The organism is Micromonospora sp. AKA38 (assembly GCF_027925725.1).
Taxonomy (GTDB): domain Bacteria; phylum Actinomycetota; class Actinomycetes; order Mycobacteriales; family Micromonosporaceae; genus Micromonospora.
Map to the genome: position 1 here is coordinate 147626 of NZ_BNEI01000004.1, position 18130 is coordinate 165755.

Sequence of the window (18130 nt, forward strand, 5' to 3'; positions counted from 1 at the left end):
GCGATTCAGTAACTTACATGTCCGTCGATGGAAGCGCTCCCATCGGCGATGCTGCGACTGTAACGCCCGTCACGGCTTTGTGAAAGCCCCTAAACGAGATCGAAACATGGACGTGGGTATCTGCCCTGGACATTGTGGTGGGAGCGCTTCCATGGCACACTCTCGTCACGCGACGTGGAGCCAACTCTCGCGAGCGCGGGCCGCCGAGGGCACCCGGACATCCGGTGCGGCGCCCCGATTCCCGGCACGACCGGGACGACCACTTTTCCGGACGCCTCCGTCCCCCCGCGTACGCCCGTCGACGCGTGGAGGCGCCCCGCCGGGGCCCCGGCCCCGGCCCGGTCCGAGGAGACACCGCCCACATGAGACTCATGGCCAGACGTCGCCGCACGGCGATGCTCGCCGCCACCGCCCTCGCCATCGGCGGGGTGACCCTGCCCGCGAGCGCCGCCCAGGCCGCTCCCGCCTGCGACGTGACCTACGCGACCAGCGAGTGGAGCACCGGGTTCACCGCCACCGTCACCATCAAGAACCTGGGTGACGCGCTGAACAACTGGTCGCTGAAGTTCGCGTTCCCGAACAGCAGCCAGCGCGTGACGCAGGGCTGGTCGGCCAAGTGGAGCCAGAGCGGCAGCGACGTGACCGCGACCAACGAGTCGTGGAACGGCAGCCTGCCCACCGGCGCGTCCACCAGCATCGGCTTCAACGGCAGTTTCAGCGGCAGCAACCCGAAGCCGACCGCGTTCACGCTCAACGGGGTCGCCTGCAACGGCGCCTCCAGCAACCAGCCGCCGTCGGTCTCCCTCGGCGTGCCGACCGGCCCGTTCACCGCGCCGGCGGACGTTCCGCTGACCGCCACCGCGAGCGACGCCGACGGCACCATCAGCAAGGTCGAGTTCTACCGCAACGGCCTGCTGGTCAACACCGACACCACCGCCCCGTACGGCTACGACCTGCTGAGCCTGCCGGCCGGCAGCTACACCGTGCAGGCCAAGGCGTACGACAACGCCGGCGGCACCGCGATCGCGGAGAAGTCGTTCACGGTCGGCGCGGCCACCGGGCCGAGGCTGGTCGCCACCCCGTCGGCGGTCAGCGTCGACGAGGGCGGCAGCGCCACGGTGCGGTACACGCTCAGCTCGGCGCCCACCGCCAACGTGCCGGTGACGCTCGCGGTCACCGGGGACAGCGACATCACCGTCTCGCCGGCCTCGCTCACGCTCACCCCGAGCAACTGGAGCACCGGCGTCACCGCCACTGTCTCGGCGGCGGAGGACGCGGACACGGTCGGCGGCACCGCCACCATCGCCGCGTCGGCGACCGGTGCCGCGGGGGTCTCGGTGGTCGCCACCGAGATCGACAACGACTCCCCGGGCGGCGACAACGCCTACATCAAGAAGTTCCTCGACCAGTACGGCAAGATCAAGAACTCGGGCTACTTCAGCCCCGAGGGCGTGCCGTACCACTCGGTCGAGACGCTGATCGTGGAGGCGCCCGACCACGGGCACGAGACCACCTCCGAGGCGTTCAGCTTCTGGATCTGGCTGGAGGCCCAGTACGGCCGCGTCACCCAGAACTGGAGCCCGTTCAACAACTCGTGGACGGTGATGGAGAAATACATCATTCCGTCGCACGCGGATCAGCCCACGGCCGGCGCGCCGGGCACCCCGCAGTACGCCGCCGAGCACAACCTGCCCAGCCAGTACCCGTCGGCGCTGGAGGCCAGCGTCCCGGTCGGTCAGGACCCGCTGCGCTCGGAGCTCCAGTCCACCTACGGCACCGGTGACATCTACGGCATGCACTGGCTGATGGACGTGGACAACACCTACGGCTTCGGCCGCTGCGGCGACGGCACCACCAAGCCGGCCTACATCAACACGTTCCAGCGGGGCACCCAGGAGTCGGTGTGGGAGACCGTGCCGCAGCCGTCCTGCGACACGTTCAAGCACGGCGGTCAGTACGGCTACCTCGACCTGTTCGTCAAGGAGTCCAACGCCCCGGCCAAGCAGTGGAAGTACACCAACGCGCCGGACGCCGACGCGCGCGCCGTGCAGGCCGCGTACTGGGCCCTGACCTGGGCCAAGGCGCAGGGCAAGGAGGCCGACGTGGCGGCCACCGTGGCCAAGGCCGCCAAGATGGGCGACTACCTGCGCTACGCGTTGTTCGACAAGTACTTCAAGAAGATCGGCAACTGCGTCGGGGCCAGCACCTGCCCGGCCGGCAGCGGTCGTGACTCGGCGCACTACCTGCTCTCCTGGTACTACGCCTGGGGTGGCGCGTACGACACGTCGCAGAACTGGTCGTGGCGGATCGGCTCCAGCCACAGCCACTTCGGCTACCAGAACCCGTTCGCGGCCTGGGCGATGACCAACGTGTCGGAGCTGAAGCCGAAGTCGCCGACCGCGGTCTCCGACTGGCAGAAGAGCATGGACCGGCAGCTGGAGTTCTACACCTGGCTCCAGTCCGCCGAGGGCGGCATCGCCGGTGGCGCCACCAACAGCTGGGACGGCAACTACGGCACCCCGCCGGCCGGCACCGCCACCTTCTACGGCATGTTCTACGACGTCGACCCGGTCTACAACGACCCGCCGTCGAACCAGTGGTTCGGCATGCAGGCCTGGTCGATGCAGCGCATCGCCGAGCTGTACCTGCAGACCGGCAACGCCAAGGCCAAGGCGCTGCTGGACAAGTGGGTCCCGTGGGCGATCGCCAACACCACCACGGGCGCCAACTGGTCCATCCCGTCGGACATGAAGTGGACCGGTCAGCCGGCCAACTGGAACCCGAGCAGCCCGCAGCCGAACACCAACCTGCACGTCGAGGTGACGGTCAAGGGCCAGGACGTCGGCGTCGCCGCCGCCTACGCCCGCACGCTCATCGCGTACGCGGCCAAGTCCGGCAACACCGCGGCGAAGAACACCGCCAAGGGCCTGCTGGACGCGCTCTCGGCGGCGGCCGACAGCAAGGGCGTCTCGATGCCGGAGAAGCGCGGCGACTACAAGCGCTTCGACGACGTCTACAACGCCACCGACGGTCAGGGTCTCTACGTCCCGCCGGGCTGGACCGGGAAGATGCCGAACGGTGACGCGATCGCCGCCGGCAAGAGCTTCCTGGACATCCGGTCCTTCTACAAGAAGGACCCGGACTGGCCGAAGGTGCAGGCGTACCTGGACGGTGGCGCCGAGCCGGTCTTCAACTACCACCGGTTCTGGGCGCAGGCGGACGTCGCCATGGCGTACGCCGACTACGGGACCTACTTCCCGCAGGGATGAGATGACGACTCCTCCGTGGGCGGGTGAGGCCCCGCCCACGGAGGAGGCCGACCCGGCCGATGGGGGAACGGAGCGGCCGGTTCGGCGGACGGCCTGACGCCCACGGTCAGGCCGGGTGGGCCGGCCGTCCGGCCGACGCAGCGGACGGACCGGCCCACCACTCCGCCCGGGGCGACCCATGGCGCGAAAAGGCACCGAAAAATCAGCGCCCCACGGGATCACATCCGTGGCGCGGACGGAGTAACGTATTTGTCGGAGAGGCCGCTCCCCCCGTGGCGGCCTCTCCACTATTTTTTTGCCCGGCCTCCACCGCGCGCCGCGCCGGCCCGACCGCTAAGTTGTCCGGGTGCGGGAGACGGCGAGGGGTTGGACGGCGGTCTGGTTGGTCGTACTGGCCTTGGTCCAGACGGCCGCGTTTCTGGTGGTGTGGCGGTTCGCCGTGCACACCGAGTTGGGGCAGTGGCTCGACACGGTCGCCCTGACCGGCAACCAGATCGGCCAGGACCGGGTCGACGGGCCGGTGGACACCATCCTCAACGCCATGTCGGTGGTGTCGCTGCTGGCCGCGACCGCGGTGATCGGCTTCATCGCGCTGATCCGGGGCCGTAAGGCGCTCGCCGTCACCGCCACGCTGCTGATCGCCGGCGCGAACGTCAGCACCCAGGTGCTCAAGTACGTTCTCACCCGACCGGAGTTCGGTGTCGACCCGGAGCGGGCCGCCGCCGGCAACAGCCTGCCCAGCGGGCACACCACGATCGCGGCCTCGGTGGCGGTCGCGCTGATCCTGGTGCTGCCCCGGCAGTTGCGGGTCGCGGGCGCGTTCCTCGGCGCCGGTTACGCCGCCGCCGCCGGGGTGGCCACGCTCTCCGCCGGCTGGCACCGACCCAGCGACGCGGTCGCCGCGTACCTGCTGGTCGGTGCCTGGGCCGCGGTGGCCGGGCTGGTGCTGCTGGTCTTCCAGCGGGAGCGGGCCGTGGTGGAGCCCGGCGACGCGCACCGGCTGGCCGCCGCCGTGCTCGGGGTCGGCGGCGCGGTGGCGCTGCTGGCCTCCGCGTTGGCGTTGTCCTGGCTGGTGGACCGGTCCACCGTCGCCGTCGAGGAACTCGGCCGCCGTCCGCTGTTCATCGGGTACGCGGGCAGCGCGGCCGGCATCGTCGGCACGATCGCCGTGGTGGCCGCGCTGGTGCTCGCCCTGGTGCACCGGCTGGTGCCCCGCTGGAAGGGCTGAGGCGGCCGGATGGAGCCGGTACGGGCCGCGTTCCGCGACGAGTGCGAGCGGCTGGAACGGGTCCTGCACGGGCTCGACGAGGCGGCGCTGGACCGGCCCACCCCGTGCCCGCCGTGGCGGGTCCGGGACCTGCTGGCCCACGTACGCACCGGCGCCGGCCGGCTGGCCGGGATGCTGGCCGAGCCCGCGCCGCCCCGGGCCGAGGTGACCGCCGCCGGGTACTTCGACGCGGCCAAGTTCGCGCCCGCGGTCGACCGGGACCGGATCGACGGGGCCCGAGCGGCGGCCCGGGAACTGCCCGGCGCGGCCGACGGGGCACGGGAGTTCGGCCGGGCCTGGCGGGCCACGGACGCGGCGGTGGCCGCCGAGCCGCCCGACCGGGTGGTCCGCACCCGGCACGGTGACGCGATGGCGGTGACCGAGTTCCTGCGTACCCGCGTGGTGGAGCTCGCGGTGCACGGCCTGGACCTGGCCGACGCGCTGGACCGGCCGCCCTGGACGGCCCCGACCGCGGCGGCCGTGACGGTCGACGTGCTCACCGCCGGGCGGCCGGTGCCCGAGCGGCTCGGCTGGGACGCGCTCACGGTGCTGCGCAAGGCCACCGGCCGGCTGCCGCTGACCGACGCGGAGCGGGCGGCGCTGGCGGCGGCCGGCATCCGTCGACTCGCCTTCGGCGGCTGAGCCGGTCGCCCGATCGCCGACGCCGGTCGCCGGATCGCCGGATCGCCGACGCCGGTCGGCCGGTTCCGTCGGCGGCCGGGCGGCCGGGTCAGCCGGTCGCGGGCGGGCCGGGTCGGCCGGTTGCGGGCGGGCCGGCTCAGCCGGTTGCGGGCGCCGGCCCGGCGGTTCCGTCGGCACCCGACCGGTCGGCCGCGCCGCGCCGCAGGTGGTCCAGCACGATCGGGTCGATCCGGCCCGGCACGAAGCGCTCCTCCAGGTTCTCCAGGCCGGACCAGGCGGCGAGCGCGTCGTCCAGGCCGGCCGGGCCGACCGGGTGCCCGGCGGCGGCGAGCAACTCCGCCACCTCGACGGCGAGCGGCCCGGTGAGGTCGCGCAGAGTGGCCGGGTCGGGCCGGCCGAAGATCATGGTGTGCAGGCCGAGCAGGCGGCGCAGCTCGGCGACCGGGTCCGGGTGGTCGTCCACCCGCAGGTCCACCAGTTCGTCGCCGGTGCCGGCGTACCCGCCGTGGCGCTGCACCACCAGCAACGCGGCGCTCTGCCGGCCGCGCCGGTCGCCGCCGGCCCGGTCGCCGGCGGTCAACGCGGCCAGCAGCCGCTGCGGGAACGGCAGATCGACGCCGGTGAGCCAGGCGTCGCGCAGCGCGTCGATCACCTGCGGGCCGCTCAGGATGTTGCCCTGCGCGGCCCAGCCGTCGCCGGCCTGGCCACCCGCCCAGGGATGACAGCGCGGCCCGGTCCAGGTGGCCCCGGCCCCGGCGGCGCCGACCACGGCGAGCTGCCGGTCGTCACGCCCCGGGTCGGCGGCGACCAGGCCGGCCACCGTGTCGGCGGCGGTGACGCCGGTGCGTAGCAGCGCGAGCGCCTGCGCCCGGTAGGCGAGGTTGGCGTGCGCCTGGGTGGCGACCGCCCCGACCCGTGCCTCGGCGGCCGGCACCAGCGCCCCGGCGGCGAGGAACCGGCTGGCCACGGCCACGCCGTGCAGGTGCCCGTCGGCGGAGCGGGCGACGAGCGAGAACGTCACGCGCGGATCGTAGCCCGGCGGCGGGCGCGGCGTCGGCACACCGGCGGGAGGCGGCGGACGCGGCCGGCACGGCGACGCGGGCGGATGGCAGGCGGTGCGGGCGCGGTCAGAACGGCGGTGCGGGCGCCTCCGGCGGGCGGCCCCAGGCGCGCCGGAGGTCGGCCACCGCCACCGCCGCCAGCACCACGACCGTGTACCCGGCCGCCACGAGCAGCGGGACGCGCACCAGCAACGGCACGGGCAGCAGCAGCGCGACGATCGCCACCAGCCGGGACGGGGAGACCCGGCCGAACACCTCGTACTCGAAGCGGGCCCGGCCGGCCAGGAACAGCGCCGGCCCGCCCAGCACCATGGCGAGCCACGCCAGCTCGTTGTGCCCGCTGGGGTGCTCGACGGCCAGCTCGTAGCCGATCGCGGTGGCCACCACGCCGACCACCATGACCAGGTGGGTGTCGGCGGCGGAGCGGCCGATGGTGGCCGGGTGCTCGGCCCCGGTCACCGCCTCGCCCAGGATCTGCCCGGCCCGCTGCACGTAGATCCGCCACAGCAGCACGGAGGTGGCCAGCGCGGCGGTGAACGCGGCGATGTTGGACCAGCCGCTCGGCGCGCGGGTGTAGGTCAGGCCGGCGACCAGGATCGTCTCGCCGATCGCCACCAGGTAGATCTGCTGGTACCGCTCGGCCAGGTGCCGGCCGTGGATGTCCCACCGCGAGATGGTCGAGCGGCCCAGCCCGGGCACCGGCCAGCCGAACCGGTTGCCCAGATACTCCACCACCAGCGCGGCGCTCCAGAGCACCACCCGGGCGTTGGTGGGCAGCACCGCGCCGACCAGCCAGAGCACCCCGGAGACGACGTACGTGATCAGCATCCGCAGCTTCAGCCGGCGGTACTGGAGCCGGCGCAGCACCAGCATGAGGATCGCCGAACGGCCGACGTTCGCCACCACGTAGGCGACGGCGAACGCCAGGCCGCTCCCGGTGAACGCGCGGGGGATCGCCACCCCCATCACCATCGCCGACACCAGGGCGGTGATCACGATGACCTGCAACCACAGGTGGTACGGGTCGTAGCGGCTGGTGGTCCACGCGGTGCCCTGCCAGAGCATCCAGAGCGCGATCAGCAGCAGCAACGTCTTCCCGCCGCCGGTCACCGCCGACCAGGTGGTCTTGCCGCCCTCCAGCGCCAGGTCCTCGAAGGCGCGTGCGGAGATCCGGGTCAGCGCGAACACGTAGACCAGGTCGAAGAACAGCTCCAGGAACGTGGCCCGGTCGCCGTCGCCGTCGTCCGAGCGCAGCGCGGCGGGCTCGGCGACCCTCACCGCCGTGCCCCGCCCGCGATCGCGTCCACCCGGCAGTCGTAACACCCCCACCGGCCGCGGCGGCGCGGATCGGTCGGATCGCCCCCGATCTTGCTCCGGCGGTGCCGGGCGGGCACGATCGACGGGTGACGAAACGATGGGGTATGACCGTGCCGCTGGGCGGCGTGCCGCTCGCCGACCACGCCGAGGTCTACGCGACGCTGGACCGGGCCGGGTTCACCGACGTCTGGTCGTCGGAGGTGGCCGGGACGGACGCGTTCACCCCGCTCGCGCTCGCCGCCGCCTGGACGCCCCGGCTGCGCCTCGGCACCGCGATCACCCCGGTCTTCACCCGGGGGCCGGCGCTGCTGGCGATGAGCGCCGCCGCGCTGGCCGAGGCCGCGCCGGGCCGCTTCGCGCTGGGCGTCGGCGCGTCCTCGCCGGTGCTGGTGCGGGACTGGAACGCGGTGCCGTTCGACGAGCCGTACCGGCGGACCCGGGACGTGCTGCGCTTCCTGCGGGCGGCGCTGCGCGGCGAGACCGTCGACGGGGCGTACGACACGTTCACGGTCCGCCGGTTCACCCTGGAACGCCCGCCGGCCGTGCCACCGCCGGTGCTGCTGGCCGGGCTGCGCCCGGGCATGCTGCGGCTCGCCGCCGCCGAGGCCGACGGGGTGATCCTGAACTGGCTCGCCGCCGACGACGTGCCGACCGCGCTCGCCGAGCTGGGGGAGCGCCGCCCCGGCTTCGAGGTCGCCGCCCGGATCTTCGTCTGCCCCACCGAGGACGCCGCGTACGCCCGCGCGCTGGGCCGCCGCCTGATCACCGCCTATCTCACCGTGCCCGCGTACGCCGCCTTCCACCGCTGGCTGGGCCGGCAGGAGACGCTCGGCGAGATGTGGCGGGCCTGGGCGGCCGGGGACCGGCGCGGGGCCGCCGCCGCAGTGCCCGACGACGTGGTCGACGCGCTGATCCTGCACGGCTCACCCGAGCGGTGCGTGGCCGCCGCCCGCCGGTACGCCGCGCACGGCGTCGACGTGCCGGTGCTGGCGGTGCTGCCCACCCCGGAGACGACCGAGGGCGGCGCGACGGCCTGGGCCGACCTGCTGCCCCGGCTCGGGGCCGGCGCCGAGGACGGGAGCTGAGATGAACCTGACCGACCGGGTGGTGGTGATCACCGGCGGGGCCGGTGGCATCGGCGCGGCGCTGGGCCGCCGCTTCGCCGCCGAGGGCGCTGCCGCCGTGGTGCTCGCCGACCTGGCCGCCGACGCGGCCCGCGCGGCGGCCGACGCGATCGGCCCGGTGGCCGTCGGCGTCGGGCTGGACGTCACCGACGAGGCGGCGGTCCGCGCGCTCGTCGACGAGACCGAACGCCGCCACGGCCGGATCGACCTGTTCTGCGCCAACGCGGGCGTCGCCACCGGCGGCGGCCTCGACGCGCCCGACGCCGACTGGGACCGGGCCTGGCGGGTCAACGTGCTCGGCCACCTGCACAGCGCCCGGGCGGTGCTGCCCGGGATGCTGCGCCGGGGCCAGGGCCACCTGCTGCTCACCTGCTCGGCCGCCGGCCTGCTGACCGCCGTCGGGGACGCGCCCTACACCGCCACCAAGCACGCGGCGGTCGGTCTCGCCGACTGGCTGGCCATCACCTACCGGGACGCCGGCATCCGGGTCAGCGCGCTCTGCCCGCAGGGTGTGGACACCCCGATGCTCGCCGACGGGCTCGCCGAGGGACACCTCGGCGCCCGGGTGATCGCCGCGTCCGGCGCGATCCTCACCTCCGACCAGGTCGCCGACGCGGTCGTCGCCGGGCTGGCCGAGGAACGGTTCCTCATCCTGCCCCACCGGGAGGTCGCCGACTACGCCCGCCGCCGCGCCGAGGACCCGGACGGCTGGCAGGCCGGCCTGCGCAAACTCGTTCGCAAGCTGCGCGCCGCCGACTCCTGACCAGCCGCCGCCGGGCCCGGCCCGGTCCGTCGCCGCCCGTCGCCTGCCGTCGCCGTGTTGCCCGTCCGGAGCCGGTCACGTCCGACGTGAGTCGTTTGTGCTATCAGCTCGAAAGGGCGTCCGCACCGACACCGACCTGCCCGTCGTGCCGTCGACCACTCGGGTCCCGCGGCGTGCGCGGGGCGTCAGCGCCGCCAGCGCAGCGGACCCGGGTGGACCCGCCACCACAGCCGCCGCCAGCGTGGCCGGGCGTCGCGCAGCGCCTCCCCGTACGCGGTGACGAGCGTCGCCGCCCGGTCCGCCTGCTGCCCGGTGGTGCTGCCCGGGGCGAAGGCCACCTGGTTGACCAACCCGGCCAGCTCGCCGACGTCGCCACCGGACGCCTCGTCGCCGGAAGCCCCGTCGCCGGCCGGCGACACACCGGTCGCCGCGCGGGCCTCGGCCAGCGCCCTCCGGGCCCGCTCGGCGACCTCCGCCGCCGCCAGGTCCGACCCGGCCGGGCGGCCGGCCAGCCGCAGCGCGTCGGTCAGCTCCCGCCAGGCGCCGGCGACCCGCTCGCCGGGAGCACCCCGCTCCAGCCGGGACCGGCTCAACCGGCGGCGCGTCGCCGCCAGGGCCGCCAACACCGCGCCGACCACCAGCAGCAGACCGCCGACGCCGCCGCCCACCAGCACCGGCGTACCCGGGCCGCCGCGGGCCCGGTCCGGCGCGGACGCTGCGGCCGGGGGAGAGGCCGAGGGCTGCTCGGTCGGTGCCGGCACCTCCGACGGCGGCGGCTCCTCCGGCTGCGGCCGGAAGTCCTCCTCCACCGGGCGGGGCGCGGAGTCCGGGCGCGGCATCGGATCGAACGACACCCAGCCGACGCCGTCGAACAGCACCTCCGGCCAGGCGTACGCGTCGGCGGCCCGCACCGGTCCGTCCGCGTTCGGCGCGAACCCCACCACCACCCGGGTGGGCAGCCCGGCGAGCCGGCCGAGCACCGCGAACGCGGCGGCGAACTGCTCCGAGGTGCCCCGCTGCCCGCCGCCGTTACGCGGCCCGAACAGGAAGAACGTCAGATTCGGGTACGCGTGCCCGCTGGGCGCGTCCGCGGTCAACCGGTAGTGCTCGGCGAGGAACGTGGCGATCGCGTCGGCCCGCGCGTACGGGGCGCCGTTGGCCTCGGCGAGCTGGGCGGCCAGCCGGCGCAACTGCTCCGGCGCCCCGTCCGGCACCCGCAGCACCCGCGCCACCGCGTCGCCGGCCGGCACGTTCGCGGTGCTCACCAGGTTCACATCCGGGCGCTCCCGCACCGAGGACACCTCGTACCGCAGCCCCGGCACGAGCCCCTCCGGGCGGATCAGCGTCCCGCTCGCCGGGTCGTACGCCACCCGCGCGCCACCCACCTCGCGCGGCGTCGGCACCGCCGGCAGCAGCCGCCCGGTCAGGTCGCCCACAGTTATCTCCTGGCGCACCGCCTCGGTGGTGGCCCCCGGCGCGGGCTCGACCGCCGGCAGGATCCGCCCCGCGTTGCGGTACGTGGCCCCGACCCGCCAGGTCACCCCGTCGTAGTCGCTGAGCACCGCCAACCGGATCCGGGGCGGCCCACCCTCGGCCGGCCCGACGACCGTGCGCACGTCGAGCAGCCGCTGGTCCGGGTTCAACGCCCAACCCGAGATCCGGATCAGCGGGTTCTCGTCCAGCGACTCGACCTGCGGCGGCTCCACGTAGCGGCGCGGGTCGACCGGACGCGCGTCGACCTGACCGGCGACCACCGGCGCGAGCAGCGCGGCCAGCGCCACCACCAGGGCCAGGCCGGCCGCGCTCGCCGCGGCCAGCCGCAGCCGCACCGCCGCGCGTACCGCCGGGGTGAGCCCGGCGACCGGGTCGGCGTCCGCCGCCGGGCCGGGCCGGCGTCCCGGCGCGGCCAGGCCGACCGCCGCGACGGCCGCGAACAGCACCGTCGGGCCGACCGCCGGCTCCGCGTTCGGCCCGACCACGTAGAGCGCGCCGGCGTAGAGCAGCGCCGGCGGCAGGTACCCGGCCAGTACCCGGCCGGCGCGCAGGGCCACCTCGGCGGCGGTCAGCCCGGCCAGCCAGGCGGCCACCACCGGGACCAGCACGGTGTCCGGCGTCGGCTGCACCGGGATCATCGCGGTCAGCAGCCGGGGGATCGCGTTGCGGGCGGCGTCGGCGGCCACCTCGCCCAGCCCGCCGGGCAGCGCCGCGTGGCTCGCCGCGAGCCGCAGCGACAGCAGCGTCCAGCCGGCCAGCGCGGCCACCGACAGCGGCGCCACCAGCCACGACGCCAACCGTCGGGTGGCCACGCTGACCAGCACCGAACCGACCGCCGCGCCGACCATCAGCCGGGTCAGCAGCGGATCCGCGTACACCCGGCCGAGCACCACGCCGGCGAGCGCGACCAGCACCACCAGCGCCACCGGCACCGGCGCCGCCCGCAGCGCCCGGACCGCCCACTCCCGTGCCGGCGTCCCGGTCACCACCGGCGGATCCCGTCCCATTCGGCGGCGAACGCCGCGCCGTCGGCCGCGTCCAGCACCACCAGGCCCGCCGCGCCGGCCGCCGTCGGCGCCGCCGCGCCGAACATCCCCACCACCACCGACGGGTACGCGCCGCGCAGCGCGCCCACGTGCCCCAGCTCGTCGGCGGCGCCCGGCCCGGTGAGGAAGACCAGCGTGTCGCCGAGCCGGTCCTGGCGCAGCCGGCCCGTCGCCGCCGACAGCACCTCCGGCCCGCCGCCGGCCAGCTCGGTCGCGGCGAGGCGATCCAGCGGCCCGGCCACCCCGGCGGGCTCGGCGTCGGCCGGCGCGACCAGCAGCAGGTGCACCGGGAGGGACTCCCGCACCGCCGCGGCCACCACCGACGCCGCCGCCTCGCACGCCGACTCGAACGACTCCGCCACCCCGGCCACCCGCCCCGGATGCGCGGCTGCCCGGTTGTCCAGCACCACCACGAGGCGCGGCAGGCTGGTGTCGACGTTCTCGCGCACCATCAGCTCACCCACCCGGGCGCTGGTCCGCCAGTGCACCCGGCGCAGCTCGTCACCGACCACGTACTCACGCAGCGAGTCGAACGTGATCGACCCGTGCGGCACGCTGTCGGTGCGCCCGTCCAGGCTGCGCCCGGCGCCGGTGGGCACCGCGGACATCGGGTGGATGCGCGGGTGCACCCACACTCCGACCGGGCCGCCGTAGCCACGGGCCAGCGCCACCAGCCCGAGCGGGTCCCGGCGCACCACCCGCAGCGGACCGACCGGCACCACACCCCGGCGGTGCGTCGGCACCGGGTAGCGCACCACCGTGTCCCGCCCCGGGCGCAACCGCAGCAGCGGCACCGGCACCGGCGCGCCGGCGCAGCGGTCCTCGGCGACCAGGTTCGCCGCCCGCAGCCGGCCGGTGTTGCGCACGGTCAGCTCCATCGCCGCCGGCTCGCCCCGGGCCACCCGGTCCGGGTCGGCCCGCCGCGCCACCGTCAACCGGGGCCGCCAGGCGGCGGTCACCCCGGCGTAGCCGACCGCGACGCCGGCCGCCGCGCCGAGCACGGTCAGCTCCGGGTACGCGTACCGGAAGCCGACGCCGAGCAGCACCAGGGCGGCGACGAGCAACCCGATCCCCCGGGCGGTGATCCCCACGCTCAGCCGTGCACCGGGGCGGGCTGGCCCGACGGCAGCGGCACCGGCACCGAGGCGACCGCCTGGCGCAGCACCTCGGCCGGCGTGACGCCCCGCACCTGCGCGTCCGGGGTGAGCAGCAGCCGGTGCGCGAAGACCGGCTCGACAAGCGCCTTCAGATCCTCCGGCATGATCCAGCCCCGACCGTCGATCAGCGCGTACGCGCACGCCGCCCGCGTCAACGCGATCACCCCGCGCGGACTCACCCCGACCCGCACCTGCGGATGGGTACGGGTCGCCGCGGCCAGCCGCACCGCGTACGCGTACAGCGGCTCGGCGATGTGCACCCGCCGGGCCATCTGCACCATCTCGCCGACCGTGGCGGTGTCGGTGACCGCGCTCAGCGAGTCGGGGGAGCGGACCGTGGCACCGCGCAGCACCTCCACCTCGACCGCCTCGTCGGGATAGCCGACGGAGAGCTTCACCAGGAACCGGTCGAGCTGCGCCTCCGGCAGCCGGTAGGTGCCGTCCATCTCGACCGGGTTCTGCGTGGCCACCACCAGGAACGGCTGCGGCACCGGGTGGCGTACGCCGTCCACCGTGACGGTGCGTTCCTCCATCACCTCCAGCAGCGCCGACTGGGTCTTCGGGGACGCCCGGTTGATCTCGTCGGCGATCACGATGTTCGCGAACACCGGCCCCGGGTGGAACTCGAAGCCGCGGCTGGCCTGGTTGAAGATGGTCACCCCGGACACGTCCGAGGGGAGCAGGTCCGGGGTGAACTGGATCCGTCGCCACTCGCCCTGCACGGTGGCCGCGACCGCCCGGGCGAGCGTGGTCTTGCCGACCCCGGGCACGTCCTCCAGCAACACGTGCCCCTGCGCGAACAGCGCGGTCAGCGCCAGCCGGACCACCTGCGGCTTGCCCAGCACGACCGCGTTGACGTTGTCGGCCAGCCGGGCGGCCAGGGCGGCGAAGCCCTGCACCTCCGGCTGGCTGAGCGGTTCGTGCGTGTTCACGGGGCGCCTTTCGAGGAAGAGATCGCGGTCAGCAGGCGGGCAGCAGGTTGAGGTTGTCGCCGCCCTCCAGGTTGAGCCAGGCCCACGGGATGTAGGTCCGGCCCTTGTAGTCGACCTGGATCCACCAGTTGCTCTGCTTGTTCTTGTTGTAGATCCAGGCGTCCACGTTCTCGCCCTTCGCCTTGCAGTACGCGCGCAGCCGGTGGCCGTCCTGCACCCAGCCCGCCTGGCGGTCGTCGTCCTGCCGGGTGACCTCGAAGATCTCGTTGCCGTTGCGGCCCGAGACGTCCTTGTCGCAGTACGTCCGCTGGTCGCCGTCCGGACCGTTCTTGCAGGTGGCGACGCCGTAGAGCGGGTCGGTGGTCTGGGCGCGGGTGGCCGTGCCCTTACCGGCCGCGTTGCTCGCGGTCAGCGCCACCGAGTACGCCGTGCCCGGCGTCAGCCCGGTCACCCGCAGGCTCGCGCAGCTCCCGGTGGCCGTCTTGCCGCCGGTCGCGGCCGTGCAGGTGGCCCTTCCGCCGCCGGCGTCCACGGTGAACGTCACCGTCACCGACGTGGCGTCCGCCGACGAGCCGGTCACCGTGATCCGGGGCGCGGCCACGGTGCGCGCCGTGGTGCTGGCCTCCGCGCCGGGGCCGGCCTCGTTCACTGCCTTGACCTTGACCGTGACGTTCTGGCCGTTGCCGAGCCCGCCCACGGTGGCCCGCACGTCGGTCACCTCGACCGTCTTCCCGCCGGCCTCCACCACGTACTTCGTCACCGGGCGACCGTTCTCCACCGCCGGCGACCACTGCACCGCGACCGTGCCGGGCTGATCGGCCACCGTGGACGCGCGCAGCTCGGTCGGCGCCTTGGGCGCGGTGAACGGCACCACCGTGTTGCTCACCGGCGACGCCTTCGACCCGGCGCCCTTGTCGCTGACCGCGGTCACCGTGAACGCGTACTGCGTGCCGTACTCCAACTGGCCGGCCGGCAGCACCAGCTCCGGCTTCGGCGACTCGCCCGCCGGAGCGCTCGCGCCGGCCGAGGTCGCGGTCACCGCGTACCTGGCGACCTTGTTGCCCTGGCCGTTGGCCTCGGGCCAGCTCACCCGGACCGTGCCGTCCGGGCGCGCCTCGGCGGTCACCGCGGTCGGCGGGTCCGGCACCTCGGCGGTCGGCACGACCGGGTTGCTGCGGCGCGCCGGACCGTCGCCCTTGGCGTTCACCGCGTGCACCGAGAACGTGTACGTCTCGCCGTTGGTCAGGCCGGTGATCTCCAGCGCGCGCTGGTTCGCGCCCACCTCGTGCGTCTGGCCGGCGCCCTCCACCACGTACCTGGTGATCTCGGCGCCGTTGGACGCGGCGGCCTGCCAGCTCACCCGCGCCGACGCGTCGCCGGCGGCGGCGGTGACCGCCTTCGGCGCGCCCGGCCGGCTCACCTTCGGCTTCTTCGGCGGGGGCGGCGGCGGGGGCGCCGGCGGTGGGTCGCCGCCGAGCACGTCGTTGGCGTACTTGTCCACCTCGCGCACCCGGTTGTGGTCGTCGACCACCTGCGCGGTCGACGAGTCCGGCGGGTTGATGAACAGGTGGTTCTCGCGGACCTCCAGCTCCACCGGGCCCGGCCGGCCGGCGCCCTTGATCGTCTCCACCAGCTGCCCGCCGGCGTCGAACGAGTAGACCGTGCCGGTGCCCTCGTCGGCGACGTAGAACCGACCCGCCCAGGCGACCGCCGGGCTGAGCCGGGTGCCCTCGCCGGGCACCGTGAACCGCTTCACCTCGGCCCCGTCGCGCACCACGTGCACCGACCGGTCGCCGGGGACCGTGACCGGCACCTGCGGCCCGCTGGTCCGCGTCGGCAGGCTGCCCGGCGCGGTCATGGTCAGGCCGGCCCGCCGCGTCCGGCCGCCGCTGACCGTCACCAGCGACGCGGAGGTGCGGTCCAGCACCGCCACCCCCTCGTCCAGGGTGGACACCACCAGCTCGTGCGCCGGCTCCGCCACCTCGTACGTCTCGACCCGCTTCGGGCTGAGCCCGCCGGCCGGCGCGTCACCCGGCGTGGCCGGCAGGTCGGCGGCGGTGACCGCCGAGACGGTGCCCTCGCTCGGCACCGCGATCCACAGCTTGCCCGCGCCGTCGAACGTCCCGCCGGTGATGCCCGGCGGGTAGCGGACCGGCTCGCCCACCGGCGTCAACGCCCGCGGGTCGAGCTGCCGGACGATCCCCTGCACCGCGTCCACCACGAACGCCTCGTCGTCGTGCAACGCGACGCTCACCCCGAGCCCCGGCGCGGTCGGCGTGGTGGCGGTGATCTGCAACGTGGCCAGATCCAGCGAGCTGACCTGGCCGGTGTTCAGGTCCCGCAGGATCAGCAGCCGGTCGGTCTGGGAAACCTGCGTCTGGTGCCGCCGTCCGCCGGGCACCTCCATCCGGGTGTCCACCCGGGCGGTGATGCCGTTCACCCGGGCCAACTCGCTGCGCGTGGTGCTCCACAGCCAGGACGACGAGTCGAAGTTGGCCACCGCGTTGTCGGCCGCGCCCAGCCCGAGCACCGTCAACCCCATCGCCGCCAGCAACGCGGCCACGGTGCCGATGGTCACCAGCCCGCCGCGCATCCGCTTCCGGGGGCGGGCCGTCTCCGGCCCGGCGGTGCTCGTGACGTCCTCGATGGTGGTCACAGCCGGCTGCCTTCCCGTCGGTGGAGGAGGGCGCCGCGCCCGGCCGACCCTCCCCAGAGCCGGAGCCATCATAGGGGCCGGCCGGGGCAGGTGAAACCCGCACCGTCCTCCTGTGGACACCGAGCGTGTCCTCGGTGGCCGGTCAGTTCGGCGTGGCGCCGCCGCCCTCCCGGTCCGTGCACACCTGGCCCGACGTGGCGTACGAGTCGGTCGAGTAGACCGCCAGCACCGTGAAGCAGTAGTCCAGCCGCGCGCTCAACCCGTTCACGGTGTACCGGGTCTGCCCGGCGTCCACGGTGGCCATCACGCCGAGCTTCTGCCCGGCCCGGCCGCCGGCCACCACGAACGGCACCCCGCCGTCCGTCGGGTCGGTCCAAGTCACCGTGATCGTGGTGGTGTCGTCCCGCAGCCGCAGGTCACCCGGGGGCGGGCCGGTCACCTTCGGTTTCACCGCGCCGGGAGAGGGAGCGGGCGGCGCCGCGTCCCGGTTCAGCCACACCGCGCCCCCGGCGACCACCGCCACCAGTGCGAGTACCGCGCCGCCGACCACCAGGGCCGGCACCGTCCGGTTCCGGCCGCGCGACTCGGGCTCCACCGCAGCCGGGTACGCGGCCGGCTGGTGGAACGCCGACGGCACCGCCGGCCAGGAACCCTGCTCCGGGTACGCCGCCGGGTCCGGCCGCTCCGCCTCCGGGAAGTCCGGCAGCCCGTCGTCGACCGGCATCGGCCACCCCCGGTCCGGCGCACCGCCGTCGACGTCCCGGTCGTGCCGGTCCGTACTCCGGTGCTCCGTCCTCCGGTGCTCCGCGACGGCACCGAGCCGCTCCTCGGCGACGTTCGGTCCCGCCTCGGGGGCATCGACGGTGTCCGGCGCCGGTTCGGGGTCGGGCCCGGCAACCGGCTGGGACGGTGCCACGCTGCTCCAGGGCGGCGCGGTCATCCCCCACGGCGGCGCCGGCGTGCCGCTGACGGGTGCGGCGCTGATGGGCGTGCCGCTCACGGGTGGGCCGCTGACCGGATATTCCGGCGGTCCGCTCACCGGGTGGCCGGGCGGTCCGCTCACGGGTCGGGTCGGTGACCCGCCGCCGGTGTGCACGAACGCCTCACTTCCCGGCGGGACCGGCGGGTACCCCGGTGCCACCGGTCCGGCGGCCGGACGTACCGGTGCGGACGGATCGCTCCCCGGGAGTGCACGGGGCGCTGGTGGGCGCGCTGGTGCGCTCGCGGGTGGGCCGCTCACCGGGGCTGTCTCCGGCCGATGTGCGCTCGGCGAGCCCGCAACCGGCGGCGGTCCGTCCGACGGCGGTCCGTCCGGCAGGTGTCCGCCCGGTGCCCCGCTCGTCGGTTGCGGGCTCGCCGGGAAGTGGGTGCTCGCCGACGCCCCGCCGACGGAACGCGGGCC

Annotated in this window: 12 protein-coding genes; 5 read left to right on the plus strand and 7 right to left on the minus strand. The window is 75.1% G+C overall.

Annotated elements, in window-relative coordinates; genetic code table 11:
* The first annotated feature begins 371 nt into the window (after positions 1–371).
* The 3 genes from TPA0908_RS16280 (at position 372) to TPA0908_RS16290 (ending at position 5178) form a co-directional block, all read left to right on the plus strand.
* Positions 372–3269, plus strand: a complete 2898-nt coding sequence (locus TPA0908_RS16280) for a glycoside hydrolase family 48 protein (RefSeq protein ID WP_281938847.1) — start codon at positions 372–374, stop codon at positions 3267–3269.
* A gap of 346 nt (positions 3270–3615) precedes the next feature.
* On the plus strand, positions 3616–4497 hold the full coding sequence (locus tag TPA0908_RS16285) for a phosphatase PAP2 family protein (RefSeq protein ID WP_281938848.1): 882 nt from the start codon (positions 3616–3618) through the stop codon (positions 4495–4497).
* 9 nt (positions 4498–4506) lie between these two features.
* Complete coding sequence (locus TPA0908_RS16290) at positions 4507–5178, plus strand: maleylpyruvate isomerase N-terminal domain-containing protein (protein WP_281938849.1); 672 nt, start codon at positions 4507–4509, stop codon at positions 5176–5178.
* A 136-nt stretch (positions 5179–5314) separates the two neighbouring features.
* On the opposite strand, the gene TPA0908_RS16295 is transcribed toward TPA0908_RS16290, so the two are convergent.
* Positions 5315–6199, minus strand: coding sequence for a DUF1028 domain-containing protein (locus TPA0908_RS16295; protein ID WP_281938850.1), 885 nt, complete (start codon positions 6197–6199; stop codon positions 5315–5317).
* Positions 6200–6305: 106 nt separating this feature from the next.
* The gene (locus TPA0908_RS16300) at positions 6306–7517 is read right to left on the minus strand and encodes a low temperature requirement protein A (protein ID WP_281938853.1); all 1212 of its coding nucleotides are present in this window, start codon (positions 7515–7517) and stop codon (positions 6306–6308) included.
* Between the two features lie 143 nt (positions 7518–7660).
* Here TPA0908_RS16300 and TPA0908_RS16305 point away from each other — a divergent pair, with 143 nt between their 5' ends.
* Together TPA0908_RS16305 and TPA0908_RS16310 are read left to right on the plus strand one after the other, a co-directional pair.
* Positions 7661–8641 (plus strand): LLM class F420-dependent oxidoreductase, encoded by a 981-nt coding sequence (locus TPA0908_RS16305; RefSeq protein ID WP_281938854.1) that lies wholly within the window; start codon positions 7661–7663, stop codon positions 8639–8641.
* Between the two features lies 1 nt (position 8642).
* A complete protein-coding gene (locus TPA0908_RS16310; RefSeq protein ID WP_281938855.1) occupies positions 8643–9443 on the plus strand; it encodes an SDR family oxidoreductase in 801 nt (266 codons plus the stop codon).
* Between the two features lie 185 nt (positions 9444–9628).
* On the opposite strand, the gene TPA0908_RS16315 is transcribed toward TPA0908_RS16310, so the two are convergent.
* The 5 genes from TPA0908_RS16315 to TPA0908_RS16335 form a co-directional block, all read right to left on the minus strand.
* Positions 9629–11944, minus strand: coding sequence for a DUF3488 and transglutaminase-like domain-containing protein (locus tag TPA0908_RS16315; RefSeq protein ID WP_281938857.1), 2316 nt, complete (start codon positions 11942–11944; stop codon positions 9629–9631).
* Positions 11920–13074: a DUF58 domain-containing protein gene (locus TPA0908_RS16320; protein WP_281938859.1), complete on the minus strand. Its 1155-nt coding sequence runs from the start codon at positions 13072–13074 to the stop codon at positions 11920–11922. Before TPA0908_RS16320 ends, TPA0908_RS16315 begins: the two co-directional genes overlap by 25 nt.
* Before the next feature lie 2 nt (positions 13075–13076).
* Positions 13077–14072: an AAA family ATPase gene (locus tag TPA0908_RS16325; protein ID WP_107156932.1), complete on the minus strand. Its 996-nt coding sequence runs from the start codon at positions 14070–14072 to the stop codon at positions 13077–13079.
* Positions 14073–14100: 28 nt separating this feature from the next.
* Positions 14101–16728 carry a fibronectin type III domain-containing protein gene (locus TPA0908_RS16330; RefSeq protein WP_374709225.1) on the minus strand — a complete coding sequence of 876 codons (2628 nt, stop codon included), beginning with the start codon at positions 16726–16728 and terminating at the stop codon, positions 14101–14103.
* A gap of 142 nt (positions 16729–16870) precedes the next feature.
* Positions 16871–17728, minus strand: coding sequence for a fibronectin type III domain-containing protein (locus TPA0908_RS16335; protein ID WP_281939327.1), 858 nt, complete (start codon positions 17726–17728; stop codon positions 16871–16873).
* Positions 17729–18130: the final 402 nt, after the last annotated feature.